The sequence below is a fragment of the Pseudomonas sp. 18175 genome, from assembly GCF_050432925.1.
GTDB lineage: Bacteria > Pseudomonadota > Gammaproteobacteria > Pseudomonadales > Pseudomonadaceae > Aquipseudomonas.
On the sequence record NZ_JBKFTO010000004.1, the window covers coordinates 54,990 to 72,781 of the forward strand.

The 17,792-nt window shown below is 61.5% G+C and carries 12 protein-coding genes; 7 read left to right on the forward strand and 5 right to left on the reverse strand.

Annotation, left to right across the window (positions count from 1 at the left end; all coding sequences use genetic code 11):
• Positions 1–25 precede the first annotated feature (25 nt).
• Together ACLD1Y_RS06980 and uvrA are read left to right on the forward strand one after the other, a co-directional pair.
• The gene (locus ACLD1Y_RS06980; protein ID WP_429476657.1) at positions 26–1,726 is read left to right on the forward strand and encodes an ATP-binding protein; all 1,701 of its coding nucleotides are present in this window, start codon (positions 26–28) and stop codon (positions 1,724–1,726) included.
• Between the two features lie 8 nt (positions 1,727–1,734).
• Positions 1,735–4,242 carry an excinuclease ABC subunit UvrA gene (gene uvrA / locus ACLD1Y_RS06985; protein WP_429476659.1) on the forward strand — a complete coding sequence of 836 codons (2,508 nt, stop codon included), beginning with the start codon at positions 1,735–1,737 and terminating at the stop codon, positions 4,240–4,242.
• Positions 4,243–4,539: 297 nt separating this feature from the next.
• Here the strand turns inward: uvrA and tkt are convergent, their stop codons facing one another.
• Complete coding sequence (gene tkt / locus ACLD1Y_RS06990; RefSeq protein ID WP_429476661.1) at positions 4,540–6,594, reverse strand: transketolase; 2,055 nt, start codon at positions 6,592–6,594, stop codon at positions 4,540–4,542.
• 174 nt (positions 6,595–6,768) lie between these two features.
• On the opposite strand from tkt, the gene ACLD1Y_RS06995 reads away from it, so the two are divergent.
• Positions 6,769–6,993, forward strand: a complete 225-nt coding sequence (locus ACLD1Y_RS06995) for a YdcH family protein (protein ID WP_429476662.1) — start codon at positions 6,769–6,771, stop codon at positions 6,991–6,993.
• Positions 6,994–7,149: 156 nt separating this feature from the next.
• Here the strand turns inward: ACLD1Y_RS06995 and hglS are convergent, their stop codons facing one another.
• Positions 7,150–8,526: a 2-oxoadipate dioxygenase/decarboxylase HglS gene (gene hglS / locus ACLD1Y_RS07000; protein ID WP_429476664.1), complete on the reverse strand. Its 1,377-nt coding sequence runs from the start codon at positions 8,524–8,526 to the stop codon at positions 7,150–7,152.
• A gap of 289 nt (positions 8,527–8,815) precedes the next feature.
• On the opposite strand from hglS, the gene ACLD1Y_RS07005 reads away from it, so the two are divergent.
• Positions 8,816–10,225 (forward strand): OprD family outer membrane porin, encoded by a 1,410-nt coding sequence (locus ACLD1Y_RS07005; protein ID WP_429476666.1) that lies wholly within the window; start codon positions 8,816–8,818, stop codon positions 10,223–10,225.
• A gap of 70 nt (positions 10,226–10,295) precedes the next feature.
• Positions 10,296–12,929 (forward strand): MGH1-like glycoside hydrolase domain-containing protein, encoded by a 2,634-nt coding sequence (locus ACLD1Y_RS07010; RefSeq protein WP_429476668.1) that lies wholly within the window; start codon positions 10,296–10,298, stop codon positions 12,927–12,929.
• A gap of 6 nt (positions 12,930–12,935) precedes the next feature.
• Here the strand turns inward: ACLD1Y_RS07010 and ACLD1Y_RS07015 are convergent, their stop codons facing one another.
• Positions 12,936–13,889, reverse strand: coding sequence for a LysR substrate-binding domain-containing protein (locus tag ACLD1Y_RS07015; protein ID WP_429476670.1), 954 nt, complete (start codon positions 13,887–13,889; stop codon positions 12,936–12,938).
• Between the two features lie 111 nt (positions 13,890–14,000).
• Here ACLD1Y_RS07015 and gtdA point away from each other — a divergent pair, with 111 nt between their 5' ends.
• Positions 14,001–15,050 carry a gentisate 1,2-dioxygenase gene (gtdA, locus tag ACLD1Y_RS07020; protein WP_429476672.1) on the forward strand — a complete coding sequence of 350 codons (1,050 nt, stop codon included), beginning with the start codon at positions 14,001–14,003 and terminating at the stop codon, positions 15,048–15,050.
• Positions 15,051–15,089: 39 nt separating this feature from the next.
• Entirely contained in the window at positions 15,090–16,433 is a 1,344-nt protein-coding gene (locus ACLD1Y_RS07025) for an MFS transporter (RefSeq protein WP_429476674.1), read from the forward strand.
• A 100-nt stretch (positions 16,434–16,533) separates the two neighbouring features.
• Here ACLD1Y_RS07025 and ACLD1Y_RS07030 read toward each other — a convergent pair whose 3' ends face one another.
• Both ACLD1Y_RS07030 and ACLD1Y_RS07035 read right to left on the reverse strand, forming a co-directional pair.
• The gene (locus ACLD1Y_RS07030; protein WP_429476676.1) at positions 16,534–16,848 is read right to left on the reverse strand and encodes an SCP2 sterol-binding domain-containing protein; all 315 of its coding nucleotides are present in this window, start codon (positions 16,846–16,848) and stop codon (positions 16,534–16,536) included.
• 56 nt (positions 16,849–16,904) lie between these two features.
• Entirely contained in the window at positions 16,905–17,615 is a 711-nt protein-coding gene (locus ACLD1Y_RS07035; protein ID WP_429476678.1) for a histidine phosphatase family protein, read from the reverse strand.
• Positions 17,616–17,792 lie beyond the last annotated feature (177 nt).

A 17,792-nucleotide genomic window follows, 5' to 3' on the forward strand; every position in this document is an offset into this window, starting at 1 on the left:
TCTTTTATTTGCGCAGAGTTCAACCATGCAGTTTTTATCCAATCCCCACGGCTGTGAAGGCTGGGCCGGTGAAATGGCCCAGCGAATCCGTGAGTTCGATTGGTCAGCCACAGACCTTGGCCCCATTGACCGATGGTCCACCAGCCTTGCCTGTACCGTACAGATGATGCTGGCCTCGCCCGTACCCATGGTGATGTTGTGGGGGCGTCTGGGCTACATGATCTACAACGACAGTTACTCGGTGTTTGCCGGCGGTCGCCACCCGTATCTGCTGGGGACGCCGGTAGAGTTAGGCTGGCCGGAGGTGGCCGACTTCAACCGTCATGTCGTCGATACTTGCCTGGCCGGTGGCACCTTGTCGTTCAACAATAAGGATCTGGTGCTTCTGCGCAATGGCAAACCAGAAACCGTATGGCTGGATCTCTATTACAGCCCGGTCGCCGGAGACAACCAACACCCAGCCGGTGTGCTGGCGATCGTGGTGGAGACCACCGAACTGGTGAAGTCTGAACAGGTGCGCCAGGAACTGACCCATAACCTTGAACAGCGTGTCGCCGCCGAAGTGCAGGCGCGCTACGCCGCCGAAGACCAATTGCGTCAATCACAGAAACTGGAAGCCATCGGTGGTCTCACCGGCGGCGTGGCCCATGACTTCAATAACCTGCTGCAAGTGATCGCCGGCAACCTGCATTTGCTGGCCCGCCATGAACCGGACAACGCCCAGGTGCAGCGCCGCGTCTCGGCTGCCATCGCCGCCGTGGAGCGGGGCGCCAAGCTGTCGGCGCAATTGCTGGCCTTCGCCCGCCGCCAGCCGCTGTCCCCCGCCGTGTACAACCCGCATCGCATCTACGCCGGGCTGGGTGAATTGCTGCAGCGGGCGCTGGGGGAAACCATTCATATCGATGTGCAAATGCCCCTGGACGCCTGGCTCATCAATGTCGATCGCAACCAGTTGGAAAACGCGCTGCTCAACCTGGCTATCAACGCCCGCGACGCTATGCAGGGCGAGGGCGTGATTCGTATCACGGGCGAGAACATCATCCTCAACCCCGCCGATTGCGTGGGCAAAAGCATCAAGCCCGGCGAGTACGTGCGCCTGGCCGTCACCGACACTGGCATTGGCATGCCGCCGGCGATCCTCAAGCGCGTGTTCGAGCCGTTCTTTACCACCAAGCGCGAAGGCCACGGCACCGGCCTGGGCCTGAGCATGGTGTTCGGCTTTGTGCGCCAGAGTGGTGGGCACGTGGAAATGTGGAGTGAAGAGGGCAAGGGCTCGGTGGTGCAGATGTACTTCCCCCACAGCCTGGAACCGGAAAGCCACGACTTGCATATCGACCCTGTGGCCCACAGCGGCGGCCTGGAAACCATCCTGGTGGTGGAAGACAACGAAGGCGTGCGCCTGACCGTGGTTGAACTGCTGCAACAGTCGGGCTACACCGTACTGACCGCCGAAGACGGTGACCGCGCCATGCAGGCGCTGCAAGGCGGTGTACTGCCGGACCTGATCTTCACCGATGTGGTGATGCCTGGGCGTATCAAAAGTACCGACCTGGCCCATTGGGCCCGTACACAGAACCCTCCCGTGGCGGTGCTGTTCACTTCCGGCCACACCCGCGACATTCTTTCCAGCAATCACCTGCTGAGCGCCGATATTCATCTGCTGAGCAAGCCCTACAGCCCCGAAGCCCTGACGCAACGGGTACGCAGTGTGCTCACCGCACGATAAGGTTGACCATGACTTCACAGCGCAACATCCCCCAACACCTCGGTTTCGTGCGGGTGCGCGGCGCCCGCGAACACAACTTGCGTAATGTCGATGTGGATATTCCACGGGATGCCCTGGTGGTGTTTACCGGGGTGTCGGGTTCGGGCAAGTCCTCCCTGGCGTTTTCCACGGTGTATGCCGAGGCGCAGCGACGTTACTTCGAGTCGGTGGCGCCCTATGCACGGCGGCTGATCGACCAAGTGGGCGTGCCGGACGTGGATTCCATCGAGGGACTGCCCCCCGCCGTGGCCCTGCAACAACAGCGCGGCACGCCGAGTGCGCGCTCATCGGTGGGCAGTGTCACCACCTTGTCGAGCCTGGTGCGCATGCTCTATTCCCGCGCCGGCAGTTACCCGCCGGGGCAGGCCATGCTCTACGCCGAGGACTTCTCGCCCAACCTGCCCCAAGGCGCGTGCCCGCAGTGCCATGGCCTGGGGCGCGTGTATGAAGTGACTGAGGCGCTGATGGTGCCCGATCCCTCCCTGACCATCCGCCAGCGCGCCGTGGCGTCTTGGCCGTTGGCGTGGCAGGGCCAGAACCTGCGGGACATCCTGGTAACCCTGGGCTACGACGTAGATATCCCCTGGCGCGACCTGCCGAAAAAGCAGCGCGATTGGATCCTGTTCACCGAAGAAACCCCAACCGCCCCGGTGTACGCCGGTTTTACTCCCGAACAGACCCGAGATGCAGTCAAGCGCAAGCTGGAACCGAGTTACCAGGGCACCTTCAGCGGTGCGCGGCGCTACATCCTGCACACCTTCACCCACACCCAAAGTGCACTGATGAAAAAGCGCGTGTCGCAATTCATGCAGGGCAGTGCCTGCCCGTTGTGCGAGGGCAAGCGCCTGACCAAGGCCGCGCTGTCGGTGAAGTTTGCCGGGGTGGACATTGGTGAGTTGTCGCAGCTGTCGTTGGCCCAGTTGGCGCAGTTGCTAAAGCCGGTGGCGGCGGGGCAGGACAAGATGAAATTGTCGGTGGAAAAACGCTTGGCTGCCCAGCGTATTGCCCAGGACCTGCTGGAGCGGGTCAGCACCTTGACCGAGTTGGGCTTGGGCTATCTGTCGTTGGAGCGCAGTACGCCCACCCTGTCGTCGGGTGAATTGCAGCGGCTGCGTCTGGCCACGCAATTGGGCTCGCAGTTGTTCGGTGTGATTTATGTGCTGGATGAACCCTCGGCAGGGCTGCACCCGGCGGATGGCGAAGCACTGTTCACCGCGCTGGATCGCTTAAAAGCGGCGGGCAATTCATTGTTTGTGGTGGAGCATGACCTGGAAACCATGCGCCGCGCCGACTGGCTGATCGACGTGGGCCCGGCGGCCGGTGAGCATGGTGGGCAAGTCTTGTACAGCGGGCCACCTGCCGGGTTGGCGCAGATTGAAGCGTCACAAACCCGCGAGTACCTGTTTGCCGAACAACGCGTTTCAAACCCGGCGCGCCGCGAGCCCAGCGGCTGGCTGACACTGGAAGGCGTGACGCGCAATAATCTCAAGAGCTTGGACGTGGCGTTTCCGTTGGGCTGCTTTACGGCCGTGACCGGGATTTCCGGCTCGGGCAAATCCAGCCTGGTCAGCCAGGCCTTGCTGGAACTGGTGGGCGCAGGCCTCGGCCGTGTGATGGAAAACGACGAAGAACCCAGCCTGGAAGACGACGCCCCGCAAACCAGCGGTGGGCGTATCGGTGCCGGGCTGGAACATATCCGTCGCCTGGTACAGGTCGACCAGAAACCCATCGGCCGCACTCCACGTTCGAACCTTGCGACCTACACCGGGCTGTTCGACAACGTGCGCAAATTGTTTGCCGCCACGCCGGCTGCGCAAAAACGCAAGTACGATGCCGGGCAGTTCTCCTTCAACGTCGCCAAGGGCCGCTGCCCGAACTGCGAAGGGGAAGGCTTTGTCAGTGTCGAGTTGCTGTTTATGCCCAGCGTGTATGCGCCGTGCCCGACCTGCCACGGGGCGCGGTACAACCCAGAGACCTTGGCGATCAAATGGCAAGGCCTGAACATCGCCCAAGTGTTGGGGCTGACCGTGGAACAGGCGGTCGACGTATTTGCCGAGCAGCCTGGGGTGTTGCGTTCGTTGCAGGTACTGCGGGATATCGGTCTGGGCTATCTGCGGCTGGGGCAACCCGCCACCGAGCTGTCCGGGGGCGAAGCGCAACGCATCAAGTTGGCCACCGAGCTGCAACGCAATGCACGGGGTGCCACCTTGTATGTGTTGGATGAGCCCACCACCGGCTTGCATTCAAGGGATGTGGACCGTTTGCTCAGCCAACTCAATACCCTGGTAGATGCGGGGCACACAGTGGTCGTGGTCGAGCATGAAATGCGCGTGGTGGCCCAGAGTGATTGGGTGATTGATATCGGCCCGGGGGCAGGGGACATGGGCGGCAAGGTTGTTGCCTGCGGCACGCCGCAGAAAGTCGCCAAAAGCAAAGCCAGCCGCACCGCGCCCTTCCTGGCCCGAGCGCTTATCTAACAGGCAGATGAGATCAAATGAGGGAGCTGCGGTGTACTCAGTTTCCCGGCCTGGCATAGATCAAAATGTGGGAGCGGGGGGGGGGGGGGGGGGGGGGGGGGGGGGGGGGGGGGGGGGGGGGGGGGGGGGGGGGGGGGGGGGGGGGGGGGGGGGGGGGGGGGGGGGGGGGGGGGANTTTCCCGGCCTGGCATAGATCAAAATGTGGGAGCGGGCTTGCTCGCGAATGCGTTGGGTCAGTCAACATATGCATCGACTGGTACTCCGCCTTCGCGAGCAAGCCCGCTCCCACAATGTGGATCAGCGTTGGGCCAGTTGGATTTGGGCCTTGGCTTGCTTCACCACATGTTCAACGGTAAACCCGAACTTTTCCTGCAACTTGGCCAGCGGTGCCGACGCGCCAAAGCTGTTCATTACGACCTTGGCCCCGGTCTGTCCCACATATCTGTCCCACCCCAAGGGGCCGGCCTGTTCCACCACAACCCGCGCCTTTATCGATGGCGGCAATACGCTGTCGCGATAGGTCTGGTCCTGGTCTTCGAATAGCTCCCAGCTGGGCATTGAAACGACCTGCGCGGCAATACCTTCGGCCTTGAGTTGCTCATAGGCCGCCACTGCCAGGCCGACTTCACTGCCGGTCGCCAACAGCAATACTTCAGGCTTGTCCGCTGCGGCCAGTACATAGGCACCCTTGGCCGCCCCAGCTGCCGATGCGTATTTTGTGCGATCCAACGTCGGCAATGCCTGGCGCGACAACACCACGCAACTGGGGCGATGCGTCTGCGCCAGCGCCACCTTCCACAGCTCCAGGGTTTCATTGGCATCGCCGGGGCGCAGGGTCAGCAGCCCCGGCGTTGCGCGCAATTGCGTCAGGTGCTCGATGGGCTGGTGCGTCGGGCCATCCTCGCCCACGCCAATGGAGTCATGGGTGAACACAAATACCACTGGCAACTCCATGATGGCTGCCAGACGGATCGGCGGTTTCATGTAGTCGCTGAACACCAGGAATGTCGAGGTATACGGCCGCAGGTAGGACAACGCCATGCCGTTGGCAATCGCGCCCATGGCGTGCTCACGAATACCGAAATGCAGGTTGCGCCCGCTGTAGTCCTCGGCACTGAAACGCCCGGCGCCGTCGAAGGTGAGGTTGGTCTTGGTCGACGGCGACAAATCTGCCGAACCGCCCAGCAGCCACGGGATTTGCTGGGCGAACGCGTTCAACACCTCGCCGCCCGAGGCTCGGCTGGCCACGCCCTTGGGGTCTGCGGCAAAGCGTGGCAGTTGCGCCTGCCACTGCGTGGGCATTTCACCGGCGCGCATGCGCTGCAGCTCGTCGGCCAATTGCGGGTCGAGGGTGGACAGGGTGTGGTTCCACTGTTGGTAGAGCGGCTCGGCACGTTCGGTCAAGGCATCGCGTAAAACTGTGCGCGCCTCATCGGGCACCAGGAAGCTGGAATCCTCGGGCCAGCCATACGCGGCCTTGGTCAGGCGAATTTCTTCTTCGCCCAACGGCTCGCCATGGGCAGAGGCGGTGTTGTGCTTATGGGGCGAGCCGTAGCCGATCACGCTGTCCACCACGATCAGGGTCGGCGCGCCTGTGTGGGCCTTGAAGCTTTCCAGCGCGTTGCTCAGGGCCTGCAAGTCATTGGCATCGGTGACGTGCACGGTGTGCCAGCCATAGGCCTGGAAGCGCTTGATCACGTCCTCACTGAACGCCAGCTCGGTGTGGCCTTCGATGCTGATGGTGTTGTTGTCATAGAGCCAGCACAGGTTATCCAACTGCAAATGCCCGGCCATCGACGCGGCTTCGCTGCTGATGCCTTCCATCATGTCGCCGTCGCCACACAGGGTGTAGACGTTGTAATCGAACAGCACCTGGCCGTCGCGGTTGAACCGCTCACCCAGCCAACGCCCAGCCATCGCCATGCCCACGCTGTTGGCACAGCCCTGACCGAGGGGGCCGGTGGTGGTTTCCACCCCCGTGGTCATGCGGTACTCGGGATGGCCCGGGGTCTTGGAGCCCATTTGCCGGAACTGCTTGATGTCGTCCAGGCTGATCGCAGGCAGGCCTGAGCGCTGGCCATCAGCGTCAAGCTCAACCACCCCGGCCAGATGCAACAGCGAATACAACAGCATCGAGGCATGCCCTACCGACAATACAAAGCGGTCACGGTTGGGCCAGTCGGGGTGTTGCGGGTGGTAGCGCAGAAACCGGCTCCACAGCGTATAGCCTACCGGCGCTAGGCCCATGGGTGTGCCGGGGTGACCGGAGTTGGCCTTTTGCACGGCGTCCATCGCCAAGGTACGAAGGGTATTGATGCACTGGGTGTCGACAGCGGTGGCGGCGTGAGTCATGAAACCGGTCTCCCTCGGATGGCTATCTAGAGTGGAGGGCCGGGCACGGCAAAGGTTTGATCCGATTCCCCACGCTACGACGAACGGGGAGTCTTGACCGCAAACATGACAAGACCCCGTGTAATGGTCTAGCTTCAAGGGCGTAAGCCATTGATCAACTTGCGGAGGTACGCCATGCCAGTGAAACACGACCTGTATCAGGACTTGGGGTTGAGCAAGGAAGTCGTTCACCAACGCAGGGCGGGCGACAAGCGTTTGGATTCGTTGCTCACTCAATACGACGCTGCCGACGGGGAGGTGTTGAAGGCGGAGTCGGCAAGTGCCAGCGATGAGGATGTGGAGAAACTGAAGAAGAAACGGCTGTCGATCAAAGATGAAATTGTGGCGAAGTTAGCGTAGGTATGGGGCCGCGCTCCTACAGGGCGCGGACATGTTTGTTCAGAATTGTCTGAGGGACAGTGGGGTCTTCACTCCCTATGATCCCCATCGCCCACCCGGCTCAGGGGACTGTTACAGCGTAAGGATTGCGCTGATGAGCCGGGTGGGCATCTGTTCTTAAGCCCGCAGCGTCTGGATGCACTCATCCATCGAACGCTGTTGGGTGTCGCTGTACAGCTTCAATTCATCAAGCGTCTTGCGCCCCAGCGCCTTTTCAAACTCGGCTTGGTTCGAGTTGGCCGCATAGTGACTCTGCGCCCCATCCCCCAGGTTCGACTGGAAGATCCCCGCCGCACTCACCGGCAGGAAGTCCTCATACACCAACGGCTCCACGTCCACATGACCCGCCGCGATCAGCGCGTCCAGCGTGCGTGGTGGTTCCCCTGTACCCCGTGCTGCCAAACCCTGCTCCGTCGCGAAGTAGCGAAAGTACGCCAGGCCTTGCTCGCGCATCTGGGCGTGGGTATCTGGGAAGGCCTCGAAGTGCTGTTCCATCAACTGTGTATAACGCTCGGCGTTGCCCTCATTGGGAAAGGCGCCCAGTTCATCGCGTGCGGCGTTCAGCAATTGGTCGTACAGCGCACGACCTTTTGGCGTAAGCGCCACGCCGCGTTGTTCGATTTCGCCAAAGCGTGCGCTGTGGCTGCCTTGGGCGTCGGCGAAGGCGATGGGTTCGTCCAGGGCCTTGAAGCTGGTCTGGCGCAGCAGGATCGGGCAGCGGCGGCGCGGCGGGCCTTCGATCACCGCCTTGGGCGTGATGCCTTTGCCTGGCATGGCGGCCTGGACCTGGTCGATGTCCAGGGTGCGCGGCGTCAGGTGATTGATATGCGGGCCCTTGAAGGCCACCACGTCGGCGATCAGGCGATGCTGGTCGCTCAATTGCTGGTACTGGGCGCGGGTAACGGTGGCGGTGTGGTGCCAGCGAAAGGTTTCCAGGGCCTGGCGGATAAATTCATCGGCGTCGGCCGCGTTGAGGCCACCGTGGTTTTCCGCTTGTTCGATCAGCGCCAGGGCGCGGGGGGTGAAGATCGCCCGCTTGGCCAGGGCGCTTTCGGCGAAGGCGCGCAGCTCGGGGTTTTCGATCAGCTCCAGGCGCAGCAATGAAGTGAAAACGCGAAACGGGCTGGTTTGCAGCGCCTGTTCATGCACGGCGCGAAACGCGGTGGAGTGTACGGGCACGCCAGCCGGGGTCAAATCGTAGTAGCCCACCGGTTGCATGCCCATCACCGCGAACAGGCGGCCAATGGTGGCCAGCTCAAAAGGCGTGCCGACCCGGATGGCGCCATGGCGTTCCATGTCCAGCCGCTGGATTTCGCCGGTGCGCTGCAACTGCTGCGCCACGTCCGGATCGCGGGCGAGCACGTGGGTATTGGTCTGGGCCACCAACTGCATCAACGCGCCATACAGCGGAACTTCATCTCGGTACATATCGGACATGGCCTTGGAAAAGCCCTTGCGGATCTCGTCGGGGCTGATATGTGCGGTGGTGGGCATAGAAAAATTCCTGATGGCGGTGGCGATGAAAGTGGCCGATGCCTGGATTTTGTTGGGCCGGCGTTGGACGCGCAAACGAAGAATCTTCAGGACTTCATTCTGCAAATGAATGAGATGACGTGAATATGACAAAAATCGACCCTGTGTAAATTTCATTTTTCGGCGGTTTTCCTAACTAATTCTTCACGGAGTTCGCCCCGGCCGGCATGAAAGAATCGTCACGTTTGCAAGGATGAAAACGCCGTTATGCACATCACACACATAAAAATATGTTTAGGGGCCGTCGTTAATGAAAATTTCTACACTGGCGTTGTCGATCACCGCCGCCGTTCTTGCACAACAGGCTTACGCTGATGATTTCGGACTCGGCTCGCTGGGCACCGGTACCGGTCACAGCGGTTTCCTTGAAGACAGCCATGCGTCCGTCAGTTCGCGGACCATGTACTACAGCGCCGATAACCGCTCGGGCACCAACCACGACCTGCGCGAAACCGCCACTGCGCTGCGTTTTGACTACAAGTCCGGTTACACCCAAGGCACCCTTGGCGTCGGTTTCGACGTGATGGCCTTTGGTGCGTTGCGACTGGACGGTGGCGATGGCCACACCGCAGGTGCAGGCCTGTCGGGTAACGGCAACAGCTTCTTCCCGACCAAAAACAACGGCACTGAACCTGCCGACTCCTTTGGTCGTGCGGCAGGCAACGTGAAGTTCCGTATTTCCCAGACCGAGTTGCACGTGGGCGGCGGCTTGGCGCCGGTACTGCCGATCCTGGTGTCCAACGACAGCCGCGTCGCGCCGCAAACCTTTGATGGCGGCATCCTGACCTCGAACGATATTCCCAACGTGACCTTTACCGGCGGTGAGCTGAACCACGCCCAGGGCCGTGCATCGAGCAACTCCACCGGCTTGAGCGTGGCCGGCGGCACCCGCGACAGCAACAGCTTCAAGTTTGGTGGTGTGGACTACAAACCCTTTGGATCTTCCGACAACGCCATCGCGAAAAACCTGACGTTGCAGTATTACTACGCCAACCTTGAGGACTTCTACAAACAGAACTATGTCGGCCTGGTGCACGTGCTGCCCCTGGGCAATGACCAGTCGTTCAAGACCGACTTGCGTTATTTCGACAGCAGCAGTGACGGCCAGAATGGCGAAACCGGCTACAAGTTCAACAACAACGGCGGCTATGCCAAGCACGCAGGCGAAGTGGACAACAAAACCTACAGTGCGGCCTTCACCTACCAGTTGGGCGGCAGCAGCCTGATGCTGGGCCATATCGGCGTGGGCGGGGACGGTGGCTTCGTCTGGGTCAACCAAGGCAGCCTTGCCGACCCACACGCACAAGGGGCGGGCGGCAGCGACTTCTACCTGTTTACCGATGCGGTGGTGGGCCAGTTCTCCCGCGCGGGCGAGCAGGTCAACTTCGGCCAGTACGCCTATGACTTCAAGGCCTATGTCCCAGGACTGAAAGCCTCGGTGGCTTACCTGGACGGTAAAGACATCAAGTCCGCCACTGCCGGTGGCCCTGACCAGAAGGAAAACGAAACCGATTTCCGCCTGGACTACGTGGTACAGGCCGGTCCTCTGAAAGGCTTCGGTACCACCTTGCGTACCGGCACCTATCACGGCAAAAACACCGGCACTGCCGACCAGGATCAAACCCGCCTGATCTTCAACTACACCTACGCGATCTTCTAAACCTTCATGTGCACACGGGCGTGGATGGGTTCTACACTGCTCCTCACTTTGAAAGGAGAGAGAGGACCCAATGACGGCCACGCCCGTAACCCGAATTCTCGACACCCTCGAAGGCCAGCGCCTGGCAACCCAACAGGCCGAGCGTTGGCGCGAGTGGGGGCCTTACTTAAGTGAACGCCAATGGGGCACGGTGCGCGAAGACTACAGCGCCGATGGCGATGCTTGGGCTTACTTCCCCCATGAGCATGCCCGCAGCCGCGCCTACCGTTGGGGCGAAGACGGCCTGGCCGGTTTCAGCGACAAGGCGCAACGCTGGTGCCTGGGCCTGGCCCTGTGGAACGAGCGCGACAGCATCCTCAAAGAGCGCCTGTTTGGCCTCAACAATGCCGAGGGCAACCACGGTGAAGACGTCAAGGAACTGTACTTTTTCGTCGATGGCGTACCGAGCCATGCCTACATGCGCATGCTCTACAAATACCCCCATGCCGCGTTCCCCTATGCCGACCTGATCACCGAGAACGCCCGCCGTGGCCTGGCGGATGCCGAGTACGAGATCCTCGATACCGGGGTGTTCGAAGACAACCACTATTGCGACGTCTGCGTTGAATACGCCAAGCATGAACCCGACGATATTTTTATGCGGGTCACCGTGCATAACCGTTCGCAACAGCCCACGCGCTTGCAAGTGCTGCCCCAGCTGTGGGCGCGCAATGACTGGAGCTGGACCGTTGATGCCCCCAAGCCCCAGCTGCAATTGGTGGGTGAATACGTACTGGCCCGTCATCATGAGTTGCCTGACCGCCACCTCAGTGCCTGGGGCCAGGACGCGGTGGAATGGCTGTTCTGCGAAAACGACAGCAACCTGCCGCGGCTGGATGGGCAGCCGGCGTCGGGGCCGTTTAAGGATGGGATCAACGATTACGTGGTGGGTGGTGATCAAACGGCGATCCGCCGTGACCGCGGCACCAAGGTGGCCGCGCGCTTTATCCTCGAACTGACGGGCCTGCAAAGCAAAATCCTGTACCTGCGGTTTGCCCCGGTGGACGCTCCCCAAGTCAACGCCCGCAAGCTCTTCGAACAGCGCCGCCAGGAGGCCGATGACTTCTACGCCGCCCTGCAGCACGGCATTGCTTCTGAGGATGCGCGTAACGTGCAGCGTCAGGCATTGGCGGGGTTGCTGTGGTCCAAGCAGCTGTACTATTTCGACGTCAACCAATGGCTTGACGGTGACCCAGCGCAGCCCGCGCCGCCGCCCGAGCGCCTGCATCTGCGCAATACCCATTGGCGGCACTTGTCCAACTTCGACATCCTCTCCATGCCCGACACCTGGGAGTACCCGTGGTATGCCTCGTGGGACCAAGGTTTCCAGGCCGTGGCCTTTGCGCTGATCGATCCGGCCTACGCCAAGCAACAACTGCTGTTGCTGGTGAAGGACCGCTTCATGCACCCCAACGGCCAGTTACCGGCCTACGAGTGGCGCTTTGATGACGCCAACCCACCGGTACACGCCTGGGCCAGTTGGCGGGTGTATCAGCAGGACAAGGCGCTGACCGGCGTAGGCGACCTGGACTTTCTGGAGCGGATCTTTCACAAGCTGCTGCTGAATTTTTCCTGGTGGGTCAACCGCAAGGACGCCGAGGGGCGCAACCTGTTTCAGGGCGGCTTCCTGGGCCTGGATAACATCGCCTTGTTCGACCGCTCGGCCGCTCTGCCACCGGGCTATCAGTTGGATCAGGCCGATGGCACGGCGTGGGTCGCTGCCTATGCCCTGGACTTGATGCGCATCGCCCTGGAGCTGGCCAAGCGTAATGGCGTGTATGTGGACATCGCGGTGAAGTTTTTCGAGCACTTCCTGTATATCGCCGGGGCCATCAACCGGGTGGATGACGGTGCCGAAGGCTTGTGGGACGAGCATGACCTGTTTTTCTACGACGTACTGCATCGCCCCGATGGCCCGAATGAACCGGTGCGCTTGCGCTCCATCGTCGGCTTGATGCCGCTGTTTGCCGTGTTGGTGCTGGAACAGCGCGAGCATGAGGGCTTGGAAGGCCTGCGTGAACGGCTGCTGGGCTTTATGAAACACCGGCCGGACTTGGCCAAGTTGGTGTCGCGCTGGAATGAACCAGGACAGGGCAACCGCCTGCTGTTGGCCTTGCTGCGCGGTGAGCGTACCAAAGACCTGCTGCGGCGCATGCTCGATGACAGCGAGTTTCTATCGACGTTTGGCGTGCGCTCACTGTCCAAGGCGTTTGCCGAGCAGCCGCTGGCGTTGAAGATGAATGGCAACACCCTGTGCGCCAGTTACCAACCGGGTGAGTCCGACTCGCGGTTGTATGGCGGAAACTCCAACTGGCGCGGGCCGTTGTGGATACCGGTGAACTACATGCTGATCGAGTCCCTGCGCGAGTTTCACCGCTACTACGCGGATAACTTCTCGGTGGAATACCCGACCGGCAGTGGTTATCTGGCCTCCCTTGAGGAAGTGGCTGACAGCCTCAGTCAACGGCTGACTGGGTTGTTTCTACGGGACGAAAATGGCTTGCGCCCGTCGATGGCGGGGTATGCGCAGCTGGAGGCAGACCCGGCGAGCCGCGACCTGGTGTTGTTCCATGAGTATTTTCATGGCGAGACCGGGCGTGGGTTGGGGGCATCCCATCAGACGGGGTGGAGCGCACTGGTGGCGCTGTTGTTGCAGCCAGGGTGACGGCCATTACGGCTCCTTTGGATTCAGGTACGAGTCGAGCCGTCCAGGCTCGGCAGCTGCGATAGTGCGCAGGCATTCCATCATCTGCGGCAGCCCGGCATCAGCGAAGGGTTCGTCGCGCCAACACATGCCGACCGGGGTGTTGGTTCCCAGCGCGAAGTTCAGGGAGACCAACAGGCCGCGATGGGCAAAGTGCTCGGCCACCCGCGCCGATGTGACTGACAGCAGGTCGCTGTATTGCAATAACCACAGGTTACCCACCAGCGAGGATGATTCGATGCGACATGGCAGTGGCGGGCGGCCGGCGGCGGTCAGTGCGATGTCGAATGTACTGCGCACCGGCGTGCCGCCGGGCCAGACGATCCAGTCGAAGGCGTAGAGCTCCTCCCACGTCAGGTGCATGCGCCGGGTCAATGGATGGCCCGCGCGGCAGACGATGCGCAGTTGGTCGTTATACAGCCGTTCGCTGCGCAGGGGCTGGCGCGGGGCGTAGTTGTCGAGGCGCCCGACCACCAGGTCCAGTTGGCGCAGTTCCAGGCGTTCGAGCAGCATGTCCATGGGGGTTTCTTCCAGCGTCACCTGGGCGCTGGGGTGCAGGCGCAGGAATTCCATGATCGCTGCGGGTACCAGGTTGGGGGCCGGCGCAGGTGACGTGCCGATGGCCACGCGAAAGCTGTTGCCGTCGCGCAGAGTGTCGAGCGCGTGGCGCGCCCTCTGCATTTCGCTGAGCGCGCGGCGCGCATGGGCGAGCAGCAGGCTGCCATGGGCGGTAAGGTGCAAGCCTCGGGCGTGGCGCTCAAACAGTGGCGCGCCAATGCTCTCTTCCAGCTCCCTGAGCCACTTGGACAGGGCCGGTTGAGTGGTGAACGACACCCGGGCCGCTTCGCTGATACTGCCGGTTTCAGCGAGGCTGACCAGAAGGTGCAGGTGTTGCAGGCGCAGGCGTCGGGTCCAGTTCATGGGAGGTAGGCCATATGTAAATGGGTATGGACACATCATGAATCGGCATTATTCACCCATAGGGCATGGTTGGATACTCACAGGCCCTAGTCCGTCCCAGCGGGTGAATCGATGAACAGCCTCACTGACGGTGCGCGTGATGCGTTCTACCAGCGTATTGACCATCACCGGCTTGCGCCGTTGTGGGAGAGCTTGCATAGGCTGGTGCCCAAGGAACCGGCTGCCGCCTGCATGCCGGCGCTGTGGGGTTATCGCGACCTACGGCCTTTGCTGACAGACGCCGGGAAACTGATCAGCGCCGAGGACGCGGTACGTCGGGTATTGGTGCTGGAAAACCCGGCGCTGCGCGGGCAGGCCTCGATCACTACCAGCTTGTACGCAGGTTTGCAGTTGATTTTGCCGGGCGAGATTGCCGCGAGCCATCGCCATAGCCAATCGGCGCTGCGTTTTGTGGTGGAGGGGCAGGGTGCGTTTACCTCGGTGGAGGGCGAGCGTACCCGCATGTCTGCGGGGGACCTCATCATCACGCCGTCCTGGACGTGGCACGATCACGGTAACCCACTTGCCGAGCAGGGTGGCGAACCGGTGATATGGCTCGATGGACTGGATATTCCCATGGTGCGCTTCTTCGATGCGGGGTTTGCCGAAAATAATGAGCAGGCGGTATCGGCCGTGACCCGTGACGAAGGCAACAGTCTGTTGCGTTACGGCCAGAACCTACTGCCGATGCGGCATGAGTCCCGCTCCCTGGCATCGCCCATCGTCAACTATCCCTATGCCCGCACCCGCGAGACGCTCGCCAGATTGTTGCATCAGGACCCGTTGGACCCGTGGGACGGCATCAAATTGCGCTATGTCAACCCGCTGACCGGCGGTTGGCCGATGCCGACCATTGCCACCTTTATGCAATTGTTGCCCAAGGGGTTTCGCGGCCAGCCTTATCGCAGCACTGACGCGTGCGTTTTTTCGGTGGTGGAAGGTCGCGGCAGCGTCTGCATTGGCGGGCAGCGACTGGCGTTTGAACCCAAGGATATTTTTGTGGTACCCAGTTGGGCGCAGGTCAGTTTTTCGGCGGAGCAGGAGTGCGTGCTTTTCAGTTTTTCTGACCGTCCGGTGCAGCAGGCACTGGGGCTACTGCGTGAGTTGCGCGAAACGTTCTGATCAATGGGGACAGCCTCCGAGCGACCCGAGGAGTCTGCGATGTCGCAAGCATCGCTCGACGTACAGGGCTTTATCGACCGACACCCGGTGTCGCGCTTTCAACTGCGTATCCTGGTGCTGTGTTTTCTGGTAGCGGCACTCGACGGCCTGGACACCGCCGTCGGCGGCTTTATTGCGCCGGTGCTGCGTGAAGAATGGAGCTTGACGGCTGCCCAGCTCAACCCGCTGCTGGGCGCGGTATTGCTGGGGTTGATGTGCGGCGCGTTTGCCGCCGGGCCGCTGGCGGACCGGTTCGGGCGCAAGCGCGTGTTGCTGGTGTCGGTGCTGATTTTTGCCGGTGTGAGTGTGGTATCGGCCACCGCCAATGATGTGCTGGCCCTGACCGTGTTGCGCTTCGTGATTGGTCTTGGCTTGGGTGGCGCGTTGCCTAATGCTGTGACGCTGACCAGCGAATATTGCCCGGCGCGGCACCGGTCGCTGATGGTGACCGTGATGTTCTGCGGGTTCACGCTGGGGTCTGCCTTGGGGGGCGTGCTAGTCGCCCATTGGTTGCCGATGATCGGCTGGCGTGGCGTATTGCTGGTCAGCGGGTTGCTGCCGCTGTCGTGCCTGCCGTTGCTGCTGGTGCTGTTGCCAGAGTCGGTGCGCTTCCTGATTGCGCGACGCGATGAACCAGAGCACATCCGTCGGATCCTGCGGCGTATCGCGCCCTTGCCTGAACAGGCAACCTTTCATCTTGGGACGGACCAGGCCAAGGGCTCGCCGGTGGGGCAAATCCTGAGCGGGCGACTGCGCTTGGGAACCTGGATGTTATGGGGCTCGTTTTTCAGCGGATTCGTGATCATCTACATGATGACCAATTGGCTGCCCACACTGATCAAAGACACCGGCTGGAGTTTGTCCCAGGCGGCATTGGGCAGCGCGATGTTCCAGGTGGGCGGTACGCTCGGCGCAATCGTGCTGGGGGCGGCCATGGATCGCCTGGACGCGTGGCGTGTGCTGGCGCTGGCCTACGTGGGCGGCGCGTTGATGATGCTCGTGGTCAGCCAGTGGTACATGTATTTCCCGGTGCTGGTGCTCTGCATCACGGCCATAGGGTTTTGTATCAGCGGCGGCCAGGTGGGGGCCAATGCCTTGGCGGCAGGGTTCTATCCCACCACCAGCCGGGCCACCGGCATTGCCTGGTGTCACGGGGTTGGGCGCGTTGGATCTATCGGCGGCACGCTGGCGGGAGGGATGTTGCTGGAGGTGGGGTTGGGCCTGAGTGGGGTCTTTTTATGGCTGACCTTGCCGGCCCTGCTGGCGGCGGCTTCGGTCTTGGTGATGGGGCGTCGTTATCGCAGTGCTCCAGGCCTTGGCGGCGGCCGTGATACCGCTCTGTAGCCTCAGGCCACGTCCAACCGGCATTCGGACGTTATCGATTGCAAAGCATCGGCCAAAAAAATCCCGCCAGGACGGCGGGATTTCATTGAGTCAGCGTGGATCAGGATGGGAACAGTTCGCTCAGTTTCATGGACAACATCATGTCGCCCTCAACGCGCAGCTTGCCGCCCATGAACGCTTGCATGCCATCGGTCTCGCCGCTGACGATGCCTGCCATGGTTTCGCTGTCGGTGACCAATGTCACGTTGGCGTCAGGGTTTTCGCCTTGCTGCAAATCGCAAGTGCCGTCCTTGACGATCAGGGAGAAGTGTTTGCTCTCGTCGATACGGAAACCAAAGATAACGTCCAGGCCAGCAGCGGCAGCTGGGTTGAACTTGGTTTTCATCGTTTCTACAAGGTTGGCTACGTCAGTCATGGTTTCGATCCTTAAGGGTAGAGTCCAGTGACCTTGGGGTCACGGTTGGCCGCAGTTCATCGGAACGTGATGAGCTGCGGCGCCTTCAACAGTTGCAAGTGGGCATGACTGTTGAAGGAAGCCAGTGCCACCTCGCGACCGCGGAATTTCAGCTGGTTGAGCGAGGTGTTAACAATTTGCCAGTTCAGTTCGAAGGCCTGGGCTGCAGGCATCCGGGTAATCAGGTGGAGCAGGGCGGTGATGGTGCCGCCGGAGGTGAATACAGCAATCTTCTGTGAGTTGTCGGCGGCTTCAAGAATGCGTTGTAGGCCACCTTGGACCCGCTCGACAAACCCCAGCCAGCTTTCCAGGCCTGGCGGGTCGTAGGTGCCGGCCAGCCAGCGCTCGATGATCAGGGCGAAGATACGCTGGAATTCGCTGCGGTTCTGCGCGGCATTGCGCAGGATCTCCAGCGCGCCAGGCTCGCTGCCGAGCAGGTCGGGGAGCAGGGCGCGGATGATGGCGTCGGCGTCGAATTCATTGAAGGCGCTGTCGACTTCAAGCGCCGGTACCGGCAGGCCGAGGGCACTGTATTGATCGAAAGCGGCGGTGGCGGTGTGCTGTTGGCGCCGCAAATCGCCAGCCACGCAACGGTCGAATACCAGGCCCATGTCTGCCAGGTGGCGGCCGAGTACCTGTGCCTGCTCCACGCCAACGGGGGACAGCACGTCGTAGTCGTCTGCACCGAAGGAGGCCTGGCCATGTCGAATCAGATAGATGCTGCCCACGTCCGTTTTCCCGGTACGTTGAAAGTCTGGCGAGGTTATGAGGATGCCTGCGACCTGTCAATGAAAAAACATACGCTTGTTTTAAAAGCTCGTTGGAGGGCGTCTGCTGGCGGTTTGAGCGCTAGCTCCCGGCAAGCCCCGTCGGTATGCTTGGGCCATTCCGCGCGTGGCGCACTG